The 20816-nt window shown below is 51.6% G+C and carries 17 protein-coding genes; all 17 read left to right on the top strand.

Annotation, left to right across the window (positions count from 1 at the left end):
- Positions 1–3305: Spy0128 family protein (locus tag ACTQ1O_RS13675; protein WP_441487736.1), on the top strand; the 3305-nt coding region annotated here is incomplete at its 5' end.
- A gap of 289 nt (positions 3306–3594) precedes the next feature.
- Positions 3595–4263: a diguanylate cyclase domain-containing protein gene (locus ACTQ1O_RS13670; protein ID WP_441475961.1), complete on the top strand. Its 669-nt coding sequence runs from the start codon at positions 3595–3597 to the stop codon at positions 4261–4263.
- The gene (locus tag ACTQ1O_RS13665; RefSeq protein ID WP_441487735.1) at positions 4260–5375 is read left to right on the top strand and encodes a hypothetical protein; all 1116 of its coding nucleotides are present in this window, start codon (positions 4260–4262) and stop codon (positions 5373–5375) included. The genes ACTQ1O_RS13670 and ACTQ1O_RS13665 overlap by 4 nt, the downstream gene beginning before the upstream one ends.
- A gap of 198 nt (positions 5376–5573) precedes the next feature.
- On the top strand, positions 5574–6080 hold the full coding sequence (gene lepB, locus ACTQ1O_RS13660) for a signal peptidase I (protein ID WP_441487734.1): 507 nt from the start codon (positions 5574–5576) through the stop codon (positions 6078–6080).
- Between the two features lie 64 nt (positions 6081–6144).
- Positions 6145–7152 (top strand): transglutaminase-like domain-containing protein, encoded by a 1008-nt coding sequence (locus ACTQ1O_RS13655; protein ID WP_441487733.1) that lies wholly within the window; start codon positions 6145–6147, stop codon positions 7150–7152.
- A 39-nt stretch (positions 7153–7191) separates the two neighbouring features.
- Complete coding sequence (locus ACTQ1O_RS13650) at positions 7192–8442, top strand: type II secretion system F family protein (protein ID WP_441487732.1); 1251 nt, start codon at positions 7192–7194, stop codon at positions 8440–8442.
- A gap of 219 nt (positions 8443–8661) precedes the next feature.
- A complete protein-coding gene (locus ACTQ1O_RS13645) occupies positions 8662–9003 on the top strand; it encodes a hypothetical protein (protein ID WP_441487731.1) in 342 nt (113 codons plus the stop codon).
- A 199-nt stretch (positions 9004–9202) separates the two neighbouring features.
- A complete protein-coding gene (locus tag ACTQ1O_RS13640) occupies positions 9203–9724 on the top strand; it encodes a DUF4860 domain-containing protein (protein ID WP_441487730.1) in 522 nt (173 codons plus the stop codon).
- A gap of 50 nt (positions 9725–9774) precedes the next feature.
- On the top strand, positions 9775–10299 hold the full coding sequence (locus ACTQ1O_RS13635) for a hypothetical protein (RefSeq protein ID WP_441487729.1): 525 nt from the start codon (positions 9775–9777) through the stop codon (positions 10297–10299).
- Positions 10296–10877 carry a hypothetical protein gene (locus ACTQ1O_RS13630; protein WP_441487728.1) on the top strand — a complete coding sequence of 194 codons (582 nt, stop codon included), beginning with the start codon at positions 10296–10298 and terminating at the stop codon, positions 10875–10877. Before ACTQ1O_RS13635 ends, ACTQ1O_RS13630 begins: the two co-directional genes overlap by 4 nt.
- A 204-nt stretch (positions 10878–11081) precedes the next feature.
- Positions 11082–12143: a type IV pilus twitching motility protein PilT gene (locus ACTQ1O_RS13625; protein ID WP_441487727.1), complete on the top strand. Its 1062-nt coding sequence runs from the start codon at positions 11082–11084 to the stop codon at positions 12141–12143.
- 170 nt (positions 12144–12313) lie between these two features.
- Complete coding sequence (locus ACTQ1O_RS13620) at positions 12314–13465, top strand: CobW family GTP-binding protein (protein ID WP_441487726.1); 1152 nt, start codon at positions 12314–12316, stop codon at positions 13463–13465.
- A gap of 327 nt (positions 13466–13792) precedes the next feature.
- Positions 13793–14749, top strand: a complete 957-nt coding sequence (locus ACTQ1O_RS13615; protein ID WP_441100437.1) for a TIGR03943 family putative permease subunit — start codon at positions 13793–13795, stop codon at positions 14747–14749.
- Positions 14750–15036: 287 nt separating this feature from the next.
- Positions 15037–15624 (top strand): aminoacyl-tRNA hydrolase, encoded by a 588-nt coding sequence (gene pth, locus ACTQ1O_RS13610; RefSeq protein WP_441487725.1) that lies wholly within the window; start codon positions 15037–15039, stop codon positions 15622–15624.
- A 216-nt stretch (positions 15625–15840) separates the two neighbouring features.
- Positions 15841–19302, top strand: a complete 3462-nt coding sequence (gene mfd, locus ACTQ1O_RS13605) for a transcription-repair coupling factor (protein ID WP_441487737.1) — start codon at positions 15841–15843, stop codon at positions 19300–19302.
- Complete coding sequence (locus ACTQ1O_RS13600; protein WP_441487724.1) at positions 19292–19474, top strand: hypothetical protein; 183 nt, start codon at positions 19292–19294, stop codon at positions 19472–19474. Before mfd ends, ACTQ1O_RS13600 begins: the two co-directional genes overlap by 11 nt.
- A 140-nt stretch (positions 19475–19614) precedes the next feature.
- A complete protein-coding gene (locus ACTQ1O_RS13595) occupies positions 19615–20778 on the top strand; it encodes a hypothetical protein (protein ID WP_441487723.1) in 1164 nt (387 codons plus the stop codon).
- The last annotated feature ends 38 nt before the right edge of the window (positions 20779–20816 follow it).

Below are 20816 nucleotides of genomic sequence, written 5' to 3'. Positions count from 1 at the left end.
GCAAGAGCTTCACATATGTTGTAAGTGAGGAGAATGCGGGCAAGACGATCGGTGGCGTAACGTATGACAGCAACAGCTACGAAGTAACAGTAAAGGTAGAGGATAACAAGAACGGAACGCTGAAAGTAACCGCAAGCGACAACGCGAAGACACTGAATTTCACGAACAGCTATGCGGCGAACGGCAACGTAACCTTCAGTGGAACGAAGACGTTGGAAGGCCAGGATTTAACCGCTGGTGAGTTCAGTTTCCGGATCATGGAAGGATTGAAGGAGGTCGCAACCGTTACGAATAAAGCTGACGGTACGATTGAATATCCGACCATTGATTATTCGTTGAGTGATGCAGGAAAACATACGTATACAATCTATGAGCTCAACGGGGATAAGACCATCGACGGCGTGAAGTATGACGCGACGAAGTATAAGGTCAATGTAACAGTAACTGACAATGGTGATGGTACGCTGAATGTTGTCAAAGACAGCATTGGAAATGCGCTGAACTTCACAAATACGTATGGTTCATCGAGCACAAGCGTAACGTTGGGTGGAACCAAAGTATTAGAGAATTATCCGACAGGTATACAGAATCCTGTATTCACATTTAAACTGAATGAGGAGAATGGTGACTATCAGGATACCGCAACAGTTGACGGCTCCGGACAATACAGGTTCAAAACGATTACTTACGACGCCCCTGGACAGCATGTATACAAGGTTACCGAGTCTGTTGGCGACAACGCTGGCATCACCTACGATTCAACAACATATGAAGTAACCGTAAATGTAACGGATAACAGAAAGGGTGAGCTGAAAGCAACAATATCTGCAACGAAAGATGGTAAAGCTTACAGGAATGTCAATGCGGAAGGCGTTGGACTTGATTTCACCAACAAGTATGAAGCAAAAGCCGCGTCAGCTGTAATCTATGGCAGCAAGACAATTAATGGCGGTACTGTAAAGGTGAAGGCAGGCCAGTTCCGGTTCGATCTGATCGAAGGTAAGAAAGTAATTGATACCGCGACAAACGATTCGGATGGGAACTATGTATTCAGCAACTTGAGATATACATCCGTCGGTACGCATGAGTACAGAATTGTAGAACAGAACGCCGGAGAAATAATTGATGGAATCAAGTATCAGGATGGAGAAAGAACAGTTACTATCACAGTAACAGACGATGGAACGGGTAAGCTGGTAGCAAACAATGCGACAGTAACCGCTTTCGACAACAAACAGTTCGCAAAAGTTACAGTCAGAAAGGACTGGGACGATGCAGGCAATGAGAGTTACCGTCCGTCTGCGGTAGTAATTGATCTGATTGATACGAGTACCGGAGCTACGGTTCAGAAGCTGGAGCTTTCGGAAGTGAACAACTGGCAGGGAACGTTTGATCAGCTTGAAGCCGGAAAGAGCTACACCGTTCATGAGGAAGAGAACGATGAATTCTATAAGGCTTTGAACAACGATCAGGTTGTGACGGCTGATGTGAACGGCAAACTGGTTGATTTGACGAACAAGTTTATTCATAAGCCTGTTACCGTTTATGCGAATAAGGTTCTGAACGGCGGAACGCTGACAAATGGCGAATTTATGTTCGCACTCTACAGGAACAGTGATCCGGAGAAGGTTTACAGGACAGCTGTGAATAATGCGGCGGGCGAGATCTTCTTCACAGATGTGGAATTCGATGAAAAGGGCTACACGGTTCGCGAGATCCAGGGAAGCGATGCTTCTGTCGCATATGACAGCGATGCAATCGTATATGATGCCGAGGGTAATGTGACCAGCAGCTCTCATGCAGTCTTCACAAATACGGTAAGACCGATTGTTCTGAGAGTACAGAAGAGATCAAGAATAGCTCCTTATGATCCGCTGTTGGGCGCTACCTATGGCCTGTATGAGGTCGTTAAGGGAGACAATGATATCCTGATCGAATCTCAGGTATCTGATGAGAACGGATACATGTACTTCGGTAAGATTCAGCCGAGCACAGATGGAAATACGCATATCTACTACTTCAAGGAGATTGCGGCACCGGAAGGCCATGAGGTTGATCCGTACATCGGACAGAAGTTCCAGGTAAGATATACCGGAAATGGTGAGATCGCTCTGTTCAGTGAAGACGGACAGACACCGGTTACCATCGGTGACATTACATCGCAGAATGCAGAGAATCTTCTTGTTCAGCATACGTCTGCGAAGACAACGCTTGACACGACAGGAGCTCTGACATACTCCGATTCAAAGATCACCGCTACAGCACAGGCTGCTGACGGAGCATTTGAGGCAGGAACCACGATGAAGGTGGAGCCTTTGACCGGAAGTGAGTTGAAGGATGCACAGAATAAGGTAGAGATCGCCTGCGGAAAGATCGCAAGCAATGTCGTTTACTACAATGTTGAATTTGTGGATAAGAACGGAACAGTAGTAGAGCCGAAGTTCGGTGATGTTACCGTTACGATTCAGTACAAGGACAGCCTGGCGCTGCCGGAGGGCACGGATGCAAAGGCACTGAAGATCGTTCATCTGAAGGAAAAATCCGACGGAACGGAGGTTCAGGCGGTTGCAGGATCCATTGCTGCAAATTCGGATAAATTGCTTCAGGCAAGCTTTACATCGGACAGCTTCTCGAAATTCGGTATTGTGGAGCCGTCTGCGGACAACAGTTCGCTGAACAGCAATTATCTGGTAACTGCGGCAGGGGTATCTGACCAGGTATCCAGACTGAACATTGCAAAGCTGGATACTTCCGGAAAGTACCTGAAGGGCGCGAGACTCCAGATCATTGAAAAGGCAACCGGAAGAGTAATGGCTGACTGGACAACGACTGACGGACCGGAAACCTTCGCAAGATGGTTTGACGAAGCACAGACCAAGTCGATGAATGTAGACACGTACTACATCTTGCACGAGGTATCTGCGCCGGATGGCTATCAGCTTGCAGATGATATTCTGTTCAGGATCAACAAATATGACAGCAGCATCACGATCTACAAGCTTGATGAAAATGGTAATCTTGTGGCTGATCAGGAAGCAATCGATAAGTGGGTAAGCGATAATACTCTGGACATGATCGATGTGCCGGTAGAATATCAGACAAAGAAGACCAGGATGCAGAAGACCGTTAAGTATGAGAAGGTGATTCAGGGCAAGGACAAGGTGGTCTATGTGACGAATGCAAAGGCCGTGAAGACAGGAGATGTTTCGAATCTTGCGATGTACATTCTTCTGTTTGCCGCGGCAGGCGCAGTGCTGATTGTCCTGTTCTTCAGAAGACGTGACCAGAGGGCTCATAAGAGCTGATTAGCAATGAAAACAGATTTGCTGTGCTCCTGCCGATCAGGTGGGGGACACAGCCCCTGGGTCTGAATGGATGCAAGAGAGCAGGTGCAGGGGATCATAGAGAGACTGGCGTACACGCTTCACAAGGCGCGGGTACGCCAGTCTTCTTATGTGACGGCAATTCTTACTAACTTAATCAGGGCAATTCATGATAAAATGTAAGGCATGGATACTTCGCGGCGGAAGTTCCGCCAGAGTGGGATGCTTTTACCCAGCGGAAGATCCACCGGAATGGGAGGCTTTCATCTATATGAAGAAAATGAATCTCGTGAAGACCATTCAGCTGCTTGTCTTCGGTATTCTGGCAGCGGTGGTTATTATTGCGGTAGTGGCGGACAATGGCAGAAATGTGCGGGTAGTCAGTCTTCTGTTATGGCTGTCACTGGCGCTGTCTTTCTTTTTCATCTTTCTGGATTTCAGCTTTTATGCGAGAGAAGAAGAGGCGTATGCGAAGCTGCTTCGAAATCTCAGCTCAGATCAGATGACGAAGATCGGGAACCGGTACAGCATAGACAAGCTGATCGATAAATATGACAATCTGCCGCTTCCTTCGGACTTTGGATGTGTGGTGCTTACCTTGTCCAATATCCGGGAGATTAATGAGAAGTATGGCAGGCAGGAAGGAAACGCCTCCATTCGACGTTTTTCCCTGATCCTGAAAATGGCGTCTGTCGGTCACTGCTTCGTGGGCAGAAACGGCGGCAATAAGTTCGTGGCGATGTTTGAAAATGGATCGGAGGAAATGATCAGCCATTTTCTGGAACGAATTCGTGACAAGGTAGACGCGAACAATGCGGACAGCAGCAATCCTCCGATGAAGTTCGAGTATGGCATCGCATTTCATGAGGGTGGAGAGGTCAGGGAGGTTACAGACCTGATTTCCCTTGCGGACAGGAGAGTGGGTGAGGAACCTAAGTGAGAAGGCATGACCCCGAATATATCAGAGAATTGATCGATGAGTGGCGGGAGGGCGACGCCAACGCATTCGCGGCAATTTACGCTGTGACATGCAGAAAGATTTATGAGCATGCATACCGGAGGCTGTCGGATATTTATCTGACACAGGATGCAGTGACAGAGACCTATCTGCGTGCCGGAGAAAAGGAAAAACCTGCGGACATTCCAATGCTCCGGTGGCTGCTGGAGATCACGGATGGTGTATGTGACAAGATCCTGCGGTATAATGGTGATGCGGCAGAGAAGAGAGAATCCGCGCCAGAGCAGAGGGAAGATGGAGAAGAGAAAAGAAAATCTGGTGTGGAGCAGACGGGAGACGCAGCAGAGATGAAAGAATCTGCTTCGGTACCGGCGGGAGACGCAGATAAAAATCGAGTCGCAATGGCGGTACTGGATGATGATACAGCGGAACAGATGCTGTATAATATTCTGGATACACTTGGAATGGAGCAGAACACGGTGCCGCTTCAGAACCTGGATATTTATATGGGCTACCGGAAGCAGCGAAGCCGGCTGATGATTCTGGTCGTAGGGATCATGGCGGCAATAATCATTCTCCTGCCGTTGCTGCTGATTCGTCCGAATATGACAATGGAGAAAACATCGAATGCCGATGAGGCTGGAAGGCCGGTATATACCGTGCATGTCTCTTCGATTCTGGAGATCTATTCCGTGACAGCGGAGATTGGCGGGGACCAGATGCCGGTCTATCAGGAGGGCGCATCGGTCTATACCGTCCGGCCGACACGGAATGGCAGCATGAAGATTACGGTTACGGGGGAAAATCGCCGGCGTGTCAGCACGTCTGTGCTGGTCGACACGAAGGATACGAAGCCGCCGGAGCTGGTGAGACGCAAAACAGACGGAAGGGATGCGGTGACGCTGTTTCTGACGGACAATAGCGGCATCGATTATGACAGAATAAGCGGAAGCGACGAGAAGGGGAGAACGATTGAGCCGGTGTCGTGGGAGGAAAGCACGGGAGCAGTTACTTTTGCGTACCCTTCGGAGAAAATTGAGGTTTCCATTCCGGATCGGACCGGAAATGTACTGCGGCTGATTTTAAATCCGTAGCTGTGGTGCGATTTAAAGTTCGCAGCCGTGGTGTGATTTAAAGTCCGCAGTGGTACTGCAGTGCGGCAGATTAATTGAGAAGCTGCAAGGCTGAACCATGGGAATCCCATCCTGCTTTGGACGGGATGGGTAGTTCAAGATATATGGATATATGATGGAGAAGAAAAAGTCTTGAAGGATCATGCCAGAGCGAAAGACATGAAGAAGAATACAGCGGGAAGATATGGAACCTGGAAGCGGAGACTTCAGATTCTGATTCAGTACCTGGTGCTTTTTGCGATAGGAATTGCTTTGCTGTTCCGGCTGGTGATCGGAGTCGCGAGAGTTTCCGGAAATTCTATGGACCCGACGTTTCATAATGGCCAGACCGTCTGGTACAACCGCCTGGAACACAGCTATCAGCCCGGGGATATCATCTGCTTCCGCCTTCCGGACGGAGAGCTGCTGATCAAGAGAGTGATTGCCGTGGGAGGAGACACCGTCGATCTTAAGAATGGCGAGGTTCTGGTAAATGGCAAGGCGCTGAACGAGTCAGCCTACGCGCATGGAAGCACAGAGACGGAAGAGGGCGAGGTGACTTACCCGTATCAGGTGCCGGAAGGCAGCTATTTCGTGATGGGAGACAACCGGGAACATTCCGTGGATTCAAGATCTTTCAAGGCGATTGTCGGAGCTGCGATCAAGGGCAGGCTGTTCGGCGCGTAGAGTACAGTATAGTTTACAGGCCACGAGGCACAGGAAAAGAACCGGAAAGGAGGGAAAAACGCATATGCTCATGCAGATGCACGAGAACAGATACGTTAAGCTGCCGGCAAGACGCAAGACTGCCTTCCGGCTTCTTTTTCTGCTATTTGCGCTGCTCTTTTCCGGATGCGGAGGAAAGCCGGGAAGTCCGGGGAGCGGCAACGAAGCGGAGGAATCGGCGGACGTTTCGTCCGGCGGATATTCCTGGCAGCCGCTGGCTTCCCCAGAAGATCTTCTGGTTGCTCGTGCGGATGGAACGAAGACCTTTCAGAATGAGGACGGGAGCATAGTACTGGATCTGTCTCATACAGATAACGGCTATCTGATGATCAAGGATACGAATGACAAAAGTATTCAGATTCAGATCACCAATTCGAACGGAGAGATGTACCCGTATCCGCTGAAGGAAGGCGGGGAGTTTGAAGCGCTGCCTCTGACCTGCGGGGACGGAGATTATTCCATAAAGGTGCTGGAGAATGTTTCCGGTGACCAGTATGCGGTCGGTCTGTCGCAGGATTTTACGGTTAAACTTCTGGATGAATTTCAGCCGTTTCTGTACCCCAGTCAGTACGTGGACTATTCCGCCTCGAGCGATGTCGTGAAGCTGGGCGAGAAGCTTGCGGGGGAGGCAAAGTCTGATCTGGAGTATGTGCAGAACGTCTATAATTATGTGATTTCCAATATTTCTTATGATGAGCAGCTGGCGGAGAGCACACCAATGAATTATATTCCGGAGCCGGACGAGACGCTGAGTTCCGGGAAGGGAATCTGCTTTGACTATGCGTCTCTGATGACGGCGCTTCTGAGGTGCGAGAAGGTGCCGACGAAGCTGGTGACGGGCTATTCCGGAAAAGCCTACCACGCCTGGGTCAGTGTCTATCTGGAGAAACGGGGCTGGGTGGATCACATTATTTTTTTTGACGGAAAAAAATGGACCCTGATGGATCCGACGCTGGGCGCCAATAATGACGAGAAAGAAGTCAAAAAATACGTGGGGGACGGATCTAATTACACGGAGAAATACGTGTACTGAGCGGTCCCGGGTAATCAGCCCGAAGGGAGAGTGATTGAGATGAACGGAGAAGAAGCAAAAAGGGAACTGGGCAGGGTGGACAGCCGCGTGGACGTCAGCGGGCAAGATATGGCGGAGAGCGGTGATGGCAGAAGAGCGGACTGCGATGTGGATAGTGGAGATGGCGGCAAGGTGAACCGCAGCGCGAAAAGCACAGATCGCAGAAAGGCGCACCGTAGTGTGTTCGGTCGGAAAAAGCCGGGCGGAGCACGGAGGATCCGGCATCTTTCGAATCTGGAAGCGGCCGCCTTTGCCGGCCAGATGGCGCTTGTACTGAAATCCGGTCTTTCCGAAATTGAGGGGATCACTCTGATGTATGATAATGCGGAGGACCCGGAGGAGCGTGAGATTCTGAAGCAGATCCTGGATGAGTCTGGTTTTCCCGGATCGCTGGCACCGGCGATGAAGAAGACCGGAGTCTTTCCGCCTTACATGGTCCGGCTGGTCCGGATCGGCGAGAGAACCGGAAATCTGGATACGGTGATGGCTGCTCTTGAGGAATATTATGAAAATGAGGAAGAGATGCGCAGAGAATCCTCGGACGCCATGCTCTACCCGCTGATTCTCACCTGTGTCATGCTTGCCATTATCGTCGCTCTTGTGGTGAGGGTGATACCGGTCTTTGAACAGGTGTACCGGGAGCTTGGAACAGAGCTGACCGGATTTCCGCTTGTGCTCAAGGAGATCGGAGATATGATCCGGACCTATTCTATTTCTGTTCTGTTGATTGTCGGATCGCTTGTGCTGGTGATTTTTGTGAGCAGGATGACGGAGGAGGGCCGGACGTTCTGGCACAATTTCGGCAGGCATTTCAAGTCTGCCCGGAAGGGATACGAAGAGATGGACGCCTATCGTTTTTCCCGGGTGATGTCGATGACACTTTCAAGCGGGCTGACTCCGGAGGAGGGGATGGATATGGCGATTGATCTGCTTTCAGAAAAGGACTACCGGGATAAAATTGCCGCGGTTCGCAGGGATATGGATGCGGGAATGCCCATGGCGCAGAGTCTGAAGGATCATGAGGTCTTTTCCGGGATGTATGCCAGAATGGCGATTCTGGGAGAAAAGTCCGGCTCTCTTGATCAGGTTCTCGGCGAGATTTCGGGATTCTACAGACAACAGACGCAGGAGCGGCTCAACCGTTTTATCTCATCGATCGAGCCGATTCTGATCATCATTCTTTCTGTGCTGACGGGCGGAATTCTGCTGAGTGTCATGCTCCCGCTGCTGGGGGTGATGACCTCCCTGTAATGACCTCTCCGTAAAACCGCCGATGGCAAGTACCGAGTAGATCAGTGTGTGTGATGACATCCCTGTAAACCGCAGTGCTGCAAAGAATACGGGAACAGACGGATCTCAGGATATCGAGTGGAAACAGACGAATCTCAAGATAACGAATGGAAACAGATAGAATTTATGAAACATAGTGTGAGTGCAGACAGACTTCGTCAAATAGGAGGGGATTGATCGATGGCGCGTTTTGCAAAAAAGAGACACAGCCGAAATCATGCCTATGTGCGGCTCGTCGCGGCAGTTCTGGTGATTGTGGCATTTGGCATCGGGATTCATCTGATTTCTGTCGGTGACGTAAACCGTCAGGAAAAGAATCTGCGGCAGGCTCTCGAGAATGACATTACAGCCTGTTATTCGATGGAGGGGAGATACCCGGAGAGTCTGTCGTATCTGAAGCAGAATTACGGCCTTATCTACAATGAGAAGATGTTTTATGTGGACTATCAGGTGACAGGCTCCAACATCCGCCCGGTCGTTACCGTCATCCGGAGAGACGGTACGAGTGAGAATCAGGAGTAAGATGCAGGAGTAAGGTATAGAAGTAAGGCGCAGTAAGGCGCAGGAGTAAGGCGCAGTGAGGCGCAGGAGTAAGGCGCAGTGAGGCGCAGGAGTAAGGCGCAGTAAGGCGCAGTAAGGGCGCAGGAGTGTGGGACAGCAGAATGAGATGTACGGAAGTTGAGAGCAACAGGATACTGCAGAATGTTCCGGAGGTGATGTCATGAACCGGTTTCGGGGAAACAGAAAATCAGAGGCTTCGTTGATCGGAGCCTTCGCTGCCGTATTGCTGGCGCTTTTTTTCGCTGGAAGCGCAGTTCTGGTCCTTCTGTTCGGAGCGCGGGAATATGAATCGACGGTGAGAAAATCATCCGATGATTTTTCGTCACGGACATTACTGACCTATATCACAGAAAAGATTCATCATAACGACTCCGGAGGCAATGTCAGCATCCGGGAGACAGACGGTATCCCGGTCCTGGTGATTGAAGGTACGGACTCAGGAACCAGATATGAGACCCTCATTTATGAATACGAAGACAGTGTGCGGGAACTGACCGTGACAGATGAGACCGGGTGGCAGCTGGATGCGGGAGAGCCGATTCTGGAAGTTAAGAATTTCAAGCCGGAGGAACGAAAGCCGGGACTTCTGTATATTGATTGCCTTGACAGCAAGGGAGAGCGGGCGGATACCTACGTATATGTACGCTCTGCCGCCTCCGGCGAGACGGAGGAAGAGGAGTAGGAGTAGGATCCAGTGGGTTTCCGCCTATCAAAACCGAAAGGATTTTAGATATGAAAAAACGGGAATCGTTTTTGTTCCTGATTGAACTGATGATTTCAATTTTGATATTCTTTGTGGTTGCCGCAATCTGTCTGTTGATTTTTTCCAAAGCCCATCGGATGAACTGTTCTTCGCAGGAGCTGAATCTTGCCTCCCGGGCGGAGGCGAATCTGGCGGAACTGATCAGCAGTGCAGGGAGCATGGAAGAAGCAGAGAAACTGATCCGTGAGGCTTTTCCCGAGGCGGAGTTTTCCGATCAGACAGGAAAAGAGCAGGCAGGAGAAGATCAGATAGGAGAAGATCGGGCAGAGGGACCTGACGTATCCCTTGTCATTCCGTACGATTCTCAGCTGAAGCAGACGGAGAAAAGAGCGTCTTATCAGCTGACAGCGGTTATCCATACGGAAAACGGCATGGTTCATGCGGACATGCATTTTTACCCGGTTGATCGGAAAGGGCAGAATACAGGAGATTCCGTGTATGATCTTGCGATCAGGAGTGTTATCCCGGATACCTGGGAAGGGGAGACGTCATGAATGTTCCTTATTTCAGAAAAAAACGAACGGAAGAGGGCATAACATTTCCCTTTCCCCTGGGCATGTCGCTCCTGTTTGTCTGTTTTCTCGCACTGTGTATCTTTTCCTTTGCGGTGCTTTCCCTGCTTACGGCGAGAAATGAGTATAAGATCAGCCAGAAGACCGCAGAGCATCAGTCTTCGTATTATGCCGCATCCAACAAGGCAGAGGATCGGATCGCAGAGCTGAACGAAGAATGGAAGAACGCGGAAGAAAGCGGGAAGAAGATGCCTGAGAAGGTGGCCTTCCAGATTGAGGTTGACAGCGAAAGCGTTCTTTCGGTTGTTGTGGAGGCTGAAAGCGAAAATACGGGGGAAAGCACGGAGAACGGAACCAAGGCTGACACAGAGACCGCGGCGGAGAACGGAGCGAATGATAACATAGAGAACGGAGCGGGGGCTTCCTCGGAAAACGTAATGGAGGACAGGACGGGAGAAGGCGCAGAGAATGGCTACCGGATTGTGGAATGGAAAGTGATTTCAACGGGTGAGTGGGAGCCCGAGACAACGATTCCCGTGATGACACCGGGCGTATCTTAAATGGATGAGAGCAGCCGGGCATGATGAACTTATATCACAATTGCAAAGGCGACCGGCGACAATCGTGAACAGATGAAAGTACAAGGTATGATGAACCGATAAATTATCTGGATGGAAGAATGAACGGAGCATCAGCATATCTGTACATCAGCATACAGAATGTGCACGGACAAGACGGAGAAGTATCGGAGGACAAGCAGAGAGATGGACATCACAGAAATTTTAAAAAAGGGAGTAGAGATGCACGCATCGGATATCTTTATCGTTGCCGGAGCAACTCTTACGATACGAAAAGACGGTGAGATTCAGAGCGTTTCAGATACAAAACTGACGGCGGATGACACAAGGCAGCTGCTGATCGGAATCTACGAACTGGCGGAAAACCGCGACCGGACGCTGTTGAAAAAGGATGGCGATGATGATTTTTCTTTCCATATCTCGGGACTTTCCCGATTCCGGGTGAGCGCCTATAAGCAGAGAGGATCTTATTCGGCGGTTATCCGGATCGTGGCTTTTGAGCTGCCGGATCCTGCCAGACTCGGAATACCGGAAAGTGTGATCCGCACAGGAGCGGAGAGACGTGGGATGGTGCTGGTCACAGGCCCTGCGGGAAGCGGGAAGACAACGACGCTTGCCTGTATCATAGATGCCATCAACATGCAGAGAAACGCGCATATTATCACACTGGAGGATCCGATCGAATACCTTCACAGGCACAAGAACAGCATTGTGAGCCAGAGAGAGATCCGCTCGGATTCGAACAGCTATCTGACGGCACTTCGGGCGTCGCTCCGGCAGAGCCCCGACGTTATTCTGCTCGGTGAGATGCGGGATTACGAGACAATTTCCGTCGCGATGACCGCTGCCGAGACCGGACATCTTATTTTTTCCACATTGCATACCATGGGGGCGGCCAATACGATCAACCGGATCATCGATGTCTTCCCCGCTAATCAGCAGAGGCAGATCGCGGTGCAGCTGTCCACTGTTCTGATGACCGTCATTTCCCAGCAGCTCGTTCCGTCCGTGGACGGCGGCAGAATTCCGGCATTTGAGATTATGACGGTCAATCCCGCGATCCGGAATATGATCCGGGACAACAAAATTTATCAGATCAACGGCGTCATCTACGGTTCCGCGACAGAGGAGATGGTCTCCATGGACAACAGCCTTTTTTCCCTGTATGAGGCCGGAAAAATCACCAGGCAGACCGCGCTTGACTGTGCGACAAATCCGGAAATGCTCGAACGAAGGATGAAGGAGTGATGACAGGCGAAATCGAATCTATATGCACTGATGACCGCGGAAATTCACGGTGAATTGTAATTTGACATTTCTGCGGATTGCAGTATAATGATAAGGCTACGCAATAGAATAGTACACAACCTAATTAGCCGCTGACAGCGGCGATTCACAGAACAGGAGAGTGATTTCATATGGCAAAGATAGATATTATTTCAGGTTTTTTGGGTGCAGGAAAGACTACGCTGATCAAGAAGCTCCTTGCGGATGCCCTGAAGGGACAGCAGGTCGTGCTGATTGAGAATGAGTTCGGTGAAATCGGAATCGACGGCGGTTTCCTGAAGGACGCGGGCATTGAGATCAAGGAGATGAATTCCGGATGCATCTGCTGCTCCCTGGTCGGCGATTTCGGCGTTGCGCTGAAGGAGGTCGTTGACAAGTATCATCCGGACCGCGTGATCATCGAGCCCTCCGGTGTCGGTAAGCTTTCGGATGTCATCCGTGCAGTCGAGAAGAATGCCGGAGCAGCGGATCTTGAACTGAACAGCGCGACGACGGTTGTCGATGTCACAAAGGCAAAGATGTATCTGAAGAACTTCGGCGAGTTTTTCAAGAATCAGGTCGAGGCTGCCGGCACGATCATCCTGAGCCGCATGGATACACCGAAGGCGACAGACGCGAAGGTTGAGGAAGCGCTGGCTCTGATCCGCGAGCTGAATCCGAAGGCAACGGTCATCACCACACCGGTAGAGCAGCTCAGCGGCAAAAAGGTTCTGGATACCATGGAGGGTGTGAAGATTGATCTCTCACTCGTTGAGGATGATGACGAGGACGAAGAGGAGCACGAGCATCATCATCACGATCACGACGAGGATGAGCATGACCACTGCGGGCACCATCATGGCGATCACGACGGGGATGAGCATGACCACTGCGGGCACCATCATGGCGATCACGACGAGGATGAGCATGACCACTGTGATCACCACCATGATCATGATGAGGAGGGTCATGAGCATCATCATGATCACTGCGGATGCGGCCATCACCACCATCATCATCACGATGCTGATGAGGTCTTCACCAGCTGGGGGCAGGAGACGATCCGGAAGTACACCAGCGATGAGATCAGCAGTATTCTTAAGGCTCTTTCCGCGGACAATACCTATGGAACAATTCTGCGTGCAAAGGGCATGGTAGAGGGAACCGACGGAAAGTGGATTTATTTTGACATGGTTCCGGAAGAAGCAGATGTCCGCGAGGGCGCACCGGAGTATACCGGCCGTCTGTGCGTGATCGGATCCGATCTGAAGGAAGACAAGCTGAAGGAGCTCTTCAAGCTCTGATCCGTGTCCAAAGTATGCGAAGCGGCGCATGGACGTGGGTGAATGCCGAAACAAACTCAGTTTTTCCTTATCGGGCAGGCAATATCGGGTTGTACCCGGATTGGGCAGGCAATATCGGGTTGTACCCGGATCGGGCAGGCAATATTGGGGTGTACCCGGATTTGGCACAGGCAATATAGGATCGCACGCGGATCAGGGAGGCAATTTAGGATTGCACCCGGATCAGACAGACAAAATGGGATTGCACCCGGATCTGGCAGCCGATAGGGAGATACGAAAACAGATGGAGATTTGTGATACATACATATAGTATAGAAAGTTAAAACTATGGATGAGAATGAAATCGAAGTCCCGATTTATCTGATCACGGGATTTCTGGAAAGTGGAAAGACATCTTTCCTGAATTTTACGATTGCCCAGGATTATTTCCAGATCGACGGGCCGACCCTTCTGATCAATACAGAGGAAGGGGAAGAGGAATACGATGAAAAGGAACTGCTGAAGTACAATACAGTGATCGAGACGATCGATGAACAAGAGCAGTTCAGCTATGAGAACCTTCGGGCGTTTCAGAGAAAATACAGCCCGGAGCGTGTGATTATCGAATTCAACCCGCTGTGGAGCGTGGACAAGCTCTGGCAGATGCGGCTTCCCAGGGGATGGGGCATTGTGCAGCAGATCGTGACAGTGGATGCGTCTACCTTCCAGGTCTATCAGACCAACATGAAGTCTCTGTTCGCGGAGATGAGCCGGCAGGCGGATATGGTGCTGTTTAATCGCTGCAAGAGAGATATGCCGCTCTCCAATTTCCGCCGGAGCTTTAAGGTAGTGAATCCGGGCTGTGATGTGCAGTTCCTGGATGTGGACGGACAGCCGGTGGATATCTTTGAGGATTCGGTTCCCTATGATCTGGATCAGGATATTATCGATATTGATGATGTGGACTACGGAATCTTCTTCGTGGATCTTCAGGATAATCCGGATCGCTACAAGGGGAAAAAAGTACGCTTCAAGGGCATGGTGCTGAAGAGCCGGGAGGCCGGAGCGGACTTCTTCATGCCGGCGCGCACGGCGATGACGTGCTGCGCGGCGGATATGCAGTACATCGGCTATCTGTGTCACAGTAAGAACGCCGCGAAGCTGACCGAGGGAAGCTGGGTGCAGCTGACGGCGAGGGTCGATTATAAGTTCGTACCGATGGCGCAGGAAGAGGAGCCGGTATTCCAGGCGATCACGATCAAGGCTGCGGAGCCTCCGGCAGTCGAGACGGTGTATTTTAATTAACAGAAAGCCGCGGAGCGGCCGGCAGCCTGGATGGTGTATTTTGATCAAGGCTGTGGAGTCATTGGCAGCATAGGAAGAGCATTGACATGAGCTCTCAGCTGTCTGTGTGATCCGATGAAACAGAACAGCTTACAGACATGAACCGGGGACCCGCTTCTGGCGGGCTGCCGGCTGTGTCTGTATTGTGTAGAAGCAGGAAATAATCATGTATCTGATAACAGGACTGGAAAATTCGGGGAGAAAATTATGTATCTGACAGCAGGACTGGGAAATCCGGGGAGAAAATTATGTATCTGATAGCAGGACTGGGAAATCCGGGAAGAAAATATGACGGTACGAAGCACAACATGGGTTTTGACGTCATCACCGAGCTGGCGGACCGTTATAATGTGCCGTCCTCAGGGCTTTCGATGAAGGCTATGTACGGCAAGGCCGTGATTGGCGGAGAAAAGGCAATCCTGATCAAGCCTCTTACCTATATGAATCTGTCCGGCGAGGCCATACAGGAGTATGTGCATTACTATAAAATTGATCCGGAGACACAGCTGATCGTAATATATGATGACATCGACCTGGAGCCCGGTCAGCTGCGAATCCGGAAGAAGGGGAGCGCCGGGGGCCATAATGGGATGAAGAATATCATTCAGTGTCTCGGAACCGACCGGTTCGCGCGAATCCGTGTGGGGATCGGCGCAAAGCCGGAGCACTGGGATCTGGCGGATTACGTTCTGGCTCCGTTTCCCGGAGCGGTAAGAGAGACGATTGATGCGTCGATCCGGGATGCCGCGGATGCGGTCGAGATGATTCTGCAGGGCGATATTGACAAGGCCATGGGGAAATACAATCAGAACCGCAAGAAGGCGGAGGAGATGTAAACGGTTAACGGTTGGGGCATGTATCGTGCAGCTTAGGGCTGAAGTATTGCGATACCACCGTCATTGCGATTCACAGGATCGCAGCGCCTGAAGTATCGCCGCCTGATGGAGCAGAAGGATACAGCCGACATTGCGATTCACAGGATCGCAGCGCCTGAAGTATTGCCGCCGGTTGACAGAACGAACGAATGGAGAAAAGAGAAAGAGAAGAACAGTATGATTGAGGCATTGAAACAGCCGCTGGAGATGATGGCCGGTTTCGAGGATCTGAAGAAGAAGATCGGATCCGACGGCAAAGCAATTGAGATTTCCGGCTGTCTGGATTCTCAGAAGGCGCATATTGCCGCGGGGCTCGCCGAGGGAAGGCCGGCTGCTCTGATGATTGCGGAGAATGAGCTGAAGGCAAGGGCACTGTACGAGGATTTCAGACTCTTCAATCCGGATGTCATGTATTTTCCGAGAAGAGACCTGATTTTCTACCAGGCGGATGTATCGGGAAACCTGCTGACAAAACAGAGGATGCAGGTGATAAAAGCGCTGATTGAGCAGAAGAATGTCATGGTGATTACCTCGACAGGGGGATGCATGGACTATCTTCTGCCTCTTGACGTGCTCCGAAAAGCTGCCGTGACGATCCGGAGCGACAGTGAGATTGACATTCAGGAGCTGAGCCGCAGGCTTACGGAGATGGGATATGAGAGAGTCGGCCAGACGGAGGCGTCCGGGCAGTTCGCTGTCCGTGGAGATATCATTGATGTCTTTTCGCTGACGGAAGAGGATCCGTGGCGGATTGAGCTGTGGGACAATCAGGTGGATTCGATCCGCAGCTTTGACGCGGAGACACAGAGATCCATCGACAGCAACCTGGAGGAGATCACGATTTATCCGGCCATTGAGGAAATCGGACGGGACGATGATGCGCTTCGCGAGGAAAGCGGCGGAGCCGGTCAGCGGGCGGAGAAAGCGAGAGCATTTTACCGGAGACTGACGGATACCTTCATCGACTACTTCCCCGAGGGAAGCGTTTTTTTCCTGGATGAGCCAGCGAGACTGTTTGAGAACGCCGGGGCGATTGCCGGTGAGTATCAGGAGGCGATGAAGCACCGGATCGAGGAGGGGCGGATAACCAGTTTTGAGGCGAACCGCATGCTGACGGAAGAGCAGCTGGGCTATAATCTCAGCCGGAAGAGCTGTGTGGTTCTGTCTCTGATGGAACAGCATCACCTCCCTCTGGAGATCGGGGAGCGGGTCTCAGTGACCGTGCGATCGGTCAGCTCCTACAACAACCAGTTTCCGATGCTGGTCAATGATCTGAAGAATTACCGGAAAAATCATTATCGGGTGGTGCTGCTGTCCGCTTCGAGGACGAGAGGAAAAAGACTTGCGGAGAATCTCGTAGAAGAAGGGCTTCCGGCTTTTTTCAGTGAGGATGCGGACCGTGAGATCTCCGCGGACGAGATCATGGTCACCAGGGGAAATATCGGCAGGGGATTTGAATATCCGCTGCAGAAGTTTGTGCTCATCACGGAGTCGGATATCTTTGGAGCGGAAAAACGCAGGAAGCGGAGAAAAAAAGCCGACAGCAGCGGCGCCGGGAAGATCCGGAGCTTTGCGGATCTCACCGTCGGAGATTATGTGGTGCACGAGAACCACGGTCTCGGCATTTACCGGGGGATCGAGAAAGTGGTTGTCGACCATGTCGCGAAGGATTATATCAAGATCGAATATGCGGGCGGAAGCAATCTTTACGTGCTCGCCACGCAGCTGGACTCCCTGCAGAAGTATTCCGGAGGAGAGGCCGGAAGCGGAAGAAAAGCCAAAATTAATACGCTCGGAGGCAGGGAATGGTCAAAGACCAGGAGCAGGGTCCGGGGCGCGGTAAAAAATATCGCGAAGGAGCTGGTGGCTCTGTATGCCTCCCGTGAGAGAACGGAGGGGTATCAGTACGGACCGGACACGGAGTGGCAGAGAGAGTTTGAGGAGATGTTTCCGTTCGAAGAGACGGAGGATCAGCTTCAGGCAATCGAGGACACGAAGCGGGATATGGAGAGCAGCAAGGCCATGGACCGCCTGATCTGCGGCGACGTCGGCTACGGGAAGACCGAGATCGCGATCCGCGCCGCCTTCAAGGCAGTGCAGGAGAACAAGCAGGTCGTTCTCCTGTGTCCGACGACAATACTTGCGCAGCAGCATTTTAATACCTTTACCCAGCGGATGAAGGATTTTCCTGTCCGGATCGATATGCTGAGTCGTTTCCGGACAAATGCCCAGCAGAAGAAGACCATTGAGGCGGTTCGCAAGGGAATGGTGGACATTCTGATCGGAACCCACCGCGTGCTGTCGAAGGACATCACGTTCAAGGATCTCGGATTGCTGATCGTCGATGAGGAGCAGCGGTTCGGTGTGACCCATAAGGAAAAAATCAAGCAGATGAAGCGGAACGTGGATGTGCTTACCCTGACGGCGACGCCGATACCGAGGACGCTCCATATGAGCCTGATCGGCATCCGGGACATGAGTGTTCTGGAGGAGCCGCCGCTGGACCGCATGCCGATCCAGACCTATGTGATGGAATATGACGAGGAACTGGTGAGGGAGGCGATCAGCCGGGAACTTGCCAGAGACGGTCAGGTATTTTTTGTCTACAACCGCGTGAACGGGATCGCGGATATGGCGGCAAGGATTCAGGAACTGGTGCCGGATGCCTCTGTGGCCTATGCGCACGGGAAGATGAAGGAGAATGAGCTGGAAAAAATCATGTACCAGTTCATCAACGGCGATATTGACGTGCTGGTGTCCACGACGATCATTGAGACCGGAATGGATATCTCAAATGTCAACACGCTGATCGTCTGCGACGCGGACCGGCTGGGACTTTCGCAGCTGTATCAGCTTCGCGGGAGGGTCGGAAGGTCGAACCGCAACGCCTATGCGTTTCTGATGTATCGCAGGAACAAGATGCTCAGGGAGGATGCGGAGAAGCGGCTTCACGCGATCCGTGAGTTCACGGAGCTCGGAAGCGGCGTGAAGATCGCCATGCGGGATCTGGAGATCCGCGGCGCCGGAAATCTTCTGGGAGCGGAGCAGTCCGGCCATATGGAGTCGGTCGGCTACGATCTGTACTGCAAAATGCTCAATGAGGCTGTCCGTGAGGCGAAGGGAGGAAAAGAAGAAGCGGACTTCGAGACGACGATAGATCTGTCCGTGGATGCCTTTATTCCGGAGAGTTACATCCCGGAGGAGGGACAGAAGCTGGATATCTATAAGAGAATCGCGGGCATCGAGACGCCTGCGGAGGCAGATGAGATGATCAGCGAGCTTTTGGACCGCTATGGAGAACCGCCGGAGTCCGTCATGAATCTTGTCAGCGTGGCGCTCCTGAAGGCAGAGGCGCACAGGGCTTATATCTCCGAGATCAAGCAGACCAGAGATGAGGTCCGGATCACTCTTTACCCGCAGGCCGGGATCAATGCCGCGAAGATTCCGGGAATTCTGGAGCAAGAGCAGTTCCGGAACCGCCTCTTCTTCAAGGCGGGGGCGAAGCCTTACTTCTCTTATGTCCTGCGGAAGGCATCAGACAGACGCTTTGAGAGGATCCGGAAGGCGATGACTGCCTTTACAGAGGAACTGCAGAAGATCCGGCTCGATGCGGGAGAAGGTTCGCAGAATGAGCATTGACGAATTCTGCAGAGAGGCTGCAGAGGGATCCGGCTCGATGCGGGAGAAGGTTCGCAGAATGAGCATTGACGAATTCTGCGGAGAGGCTGCAGAGGGATCCGCTTCGATGCAGGGCGGTTGTGAAATGTGGAATTTCAAGTTGCCCTGCTTCGGCATTGAGTATATAATTTAAACATTGGTGCCGTGGAAGATGGGCGCCGGAATAGTGTTACTTTTCACAGCAGGCATAAAAGGCAGGGGTTTTGAAATCATTGCCTTATCCATTACATGTGAAAGGTTCGATAAAGTATGGATGATTCGGAGGAATCGGTAATGAACAAGTTTAAGAAGGCATCTCTGTGCGGAGTTCTGGCGATGGCTATGATGGTCTCTGTATTTGCGGGATGCGGAAAAGTTGACGGCACAAAGACTGCCCTGGCAGTTGGAGACGAGAAGGTCAGCCTCGGTACGGCTGGTTTTTTCCTGAGATATCAGCAGGCATCTACGACCTATATGCTGAAGCAGTACGGACTGTCTTCCGGTACGTTCTGGAGCAACCAGTATTCAGCGGCAACCAGTTCACAGGATGCCATGACGTATGGAGATAACCTCAAGAACTCCGTCAAGGACACGATCGTTCAGGATGTTCTGCTGCGCGCGCACGCTTCGGATTACAGCGTAACCATTCCGGACGAGCTGGCGACACAGATCGAGGACGCGGCGAAGACGACTTATGAGAAGAACCAGAAGAAGCTGGACAAGATGGGAGTTTCTCAGGATAACATCAAGGAAGTTCTGGAGCTTCAGACCTATCAGCAGCTGATGTTTGAGCCGATGACGGCAGACACGGATACAAACGTCACGGATGATGAGGCGAAGCAGTCGAGTATCACGTACGCGCGTATTGCACTGACCAAGACGGACAGCAGTACGGGTACGACGACAGATGCCACGGATGATGAGAAGGCCACCTACAAGAAGGAGCTGGAAGAGCTTCTGACGCAGGTCAAGGACAGCGGCGATGTCGCGAATGCCGATATGAAGACGATGGCAAGCAACCTGGACAGCACCAATATCGCGTGCACCACCTACTCCTACGGCGCGGACGACACAGTAATGCCGGATTCGGTCATTGACGCGGCGAACAGCCTTTCTGATGGAGAGATCTATGACGGAGTGATCGATACCGGGGATTACTACTACCTGGTGAGAATGGACAAGACCTTCGATAAGGATGCGACCGAGAGCAAGAAACAGGACATCGTATCGCAGAGAAAGCAGACCAATTATAACAAGAAGCTTCAGGAGTGGAAGGACGCCGTACAGGTCGTTGAGGAAAGCCCGTGGAAGAAGCTTGAGGTGAATGACACCGATGCTTATACCGAGCTGGTAGCTTCCTCATCTGTATCGTCATCTTCTGCTGTATCAGGAAGTTCTGTAACATCATCCTCAGCGGCAGCATCGGGCAGCTCTACGGTATCTTCTTCGGGACGGTAAGCCACATCCGCTCACACAAAGTGTGAAACAGTGAGGTG

It is taken from the genome of Bilifractor sp. LCP21S3_A7, from assembly GCF_052118825.1.
Lineage (GTDB): Bacteria > Bacillota > Clostridia > Lachnospirales > Lachnospiraceae > Bilifractor.
Note: the sequence above shows the minus strand (reverse complement) of the source record. Positions and strands in the feature narration are given on the sequence as shown.

Coding starts and splice junctions, on each gene's coding strand:
- ACTQ1O_RS13670 (WP_441475961.1), top strand. CDS start 3,595: ATGAAGAAAATGAATCTCGTGAAGACCATTCAGCTGCTTGTCTTCGGT.
- lepB (WP_441487734.1), top strand. CDS start 5,574: ATGAAGAAGAATACAGCGGGAAGATATGGAACCTGGAAGCGGAGACTT.
- ACTQ1O_RS13655 (WP_441487733.1), top strand. CDS start 6,145: ATGCTCATGCAGATGCACGAGAACAGATACGTTAAGCTGCCGGCAAGA.
- ACTQ1O_RS13650 (WP_441487732.1), top strand. CDS start 7,192: ATGAACGGAGAAGAAGCAAAAAGGGAACTGGGCAGGGTGGACAGCCGC.
- ACTQ1O_RS13645 (WP_441487731.1), top strand. CDS start 8,662: ATGGCGCGTTTTGCAAAAAAGAGACACAGCCGAAATCATGCCTATGTG.
- ACTQ1O_RS13640 (WP_441487730.1), top strand. CDS start 9,203: ATGAACCGGTTTCGGGGAAACAGAAAATCAGAGGCTTCGTTGATCGGA.
- ACTQ1O_RS13635 (WP_441487729.1), top strand. CDS start 9,775: ATGAAAAAACGGGAATCGTTTTTGTTCCTGATTGAACTGATGATTTCA.
- ACTQ1O_RS13630 (WP_441487728.1), top strand. CDS start 10,296: ATGAATGTTCCTTATTTCAGAAAAAAACGAACGGAAGAGGGCATAACA.
- ACTQ1O_RS13625 (WP_441487727.1), top strand. CDS start 11,082: ATGGACATCACAGAAATTTTAAAAAAGGGAGTAGAGATGCACGCATCG.
- ACTQ1O_RS13620 (WP_441487726.1), top strand. CDS start 12,314: ATGGCAAAGATAGATATTATTTCAGGTTTTTTGGGTGCAGGAAAGACT.
- ACTQ1O_RS13615 (WP_441100437.1), top strand. CDS start 13,793: ATGGATGAGAATGAAATCGAAGTCCCGATTTATCTGATCACGGGATTT.
- pth (WP_441487725.1), top strand. CDS start 15,037: ATGTATCTGATAGCAGGACTGGGAAATCCGGGAAGAAAATATGACGGT.
- mfd (WP_441487737.1), top strand. CDS start 15,841: ATGATTGAGGCATTGAAACAGCCGCTGGAGATGATGGCCGGTTTCGAG.
- ACTQ1O_RS13600 (WP_441487724.1), top strand. CDS start 19,292: ATGAGCATTGACGAATTCTGCAGAGAGGCTGCAGAGGGATCCGGCTCG.
- ACTQ1O_RS13595 (WP_441487723.1), top strand. CDS start 19,615: ATGAACAAGTTTAAGAAGGCATCTCTGTGCGGAGTTCTGGCGATGGCT.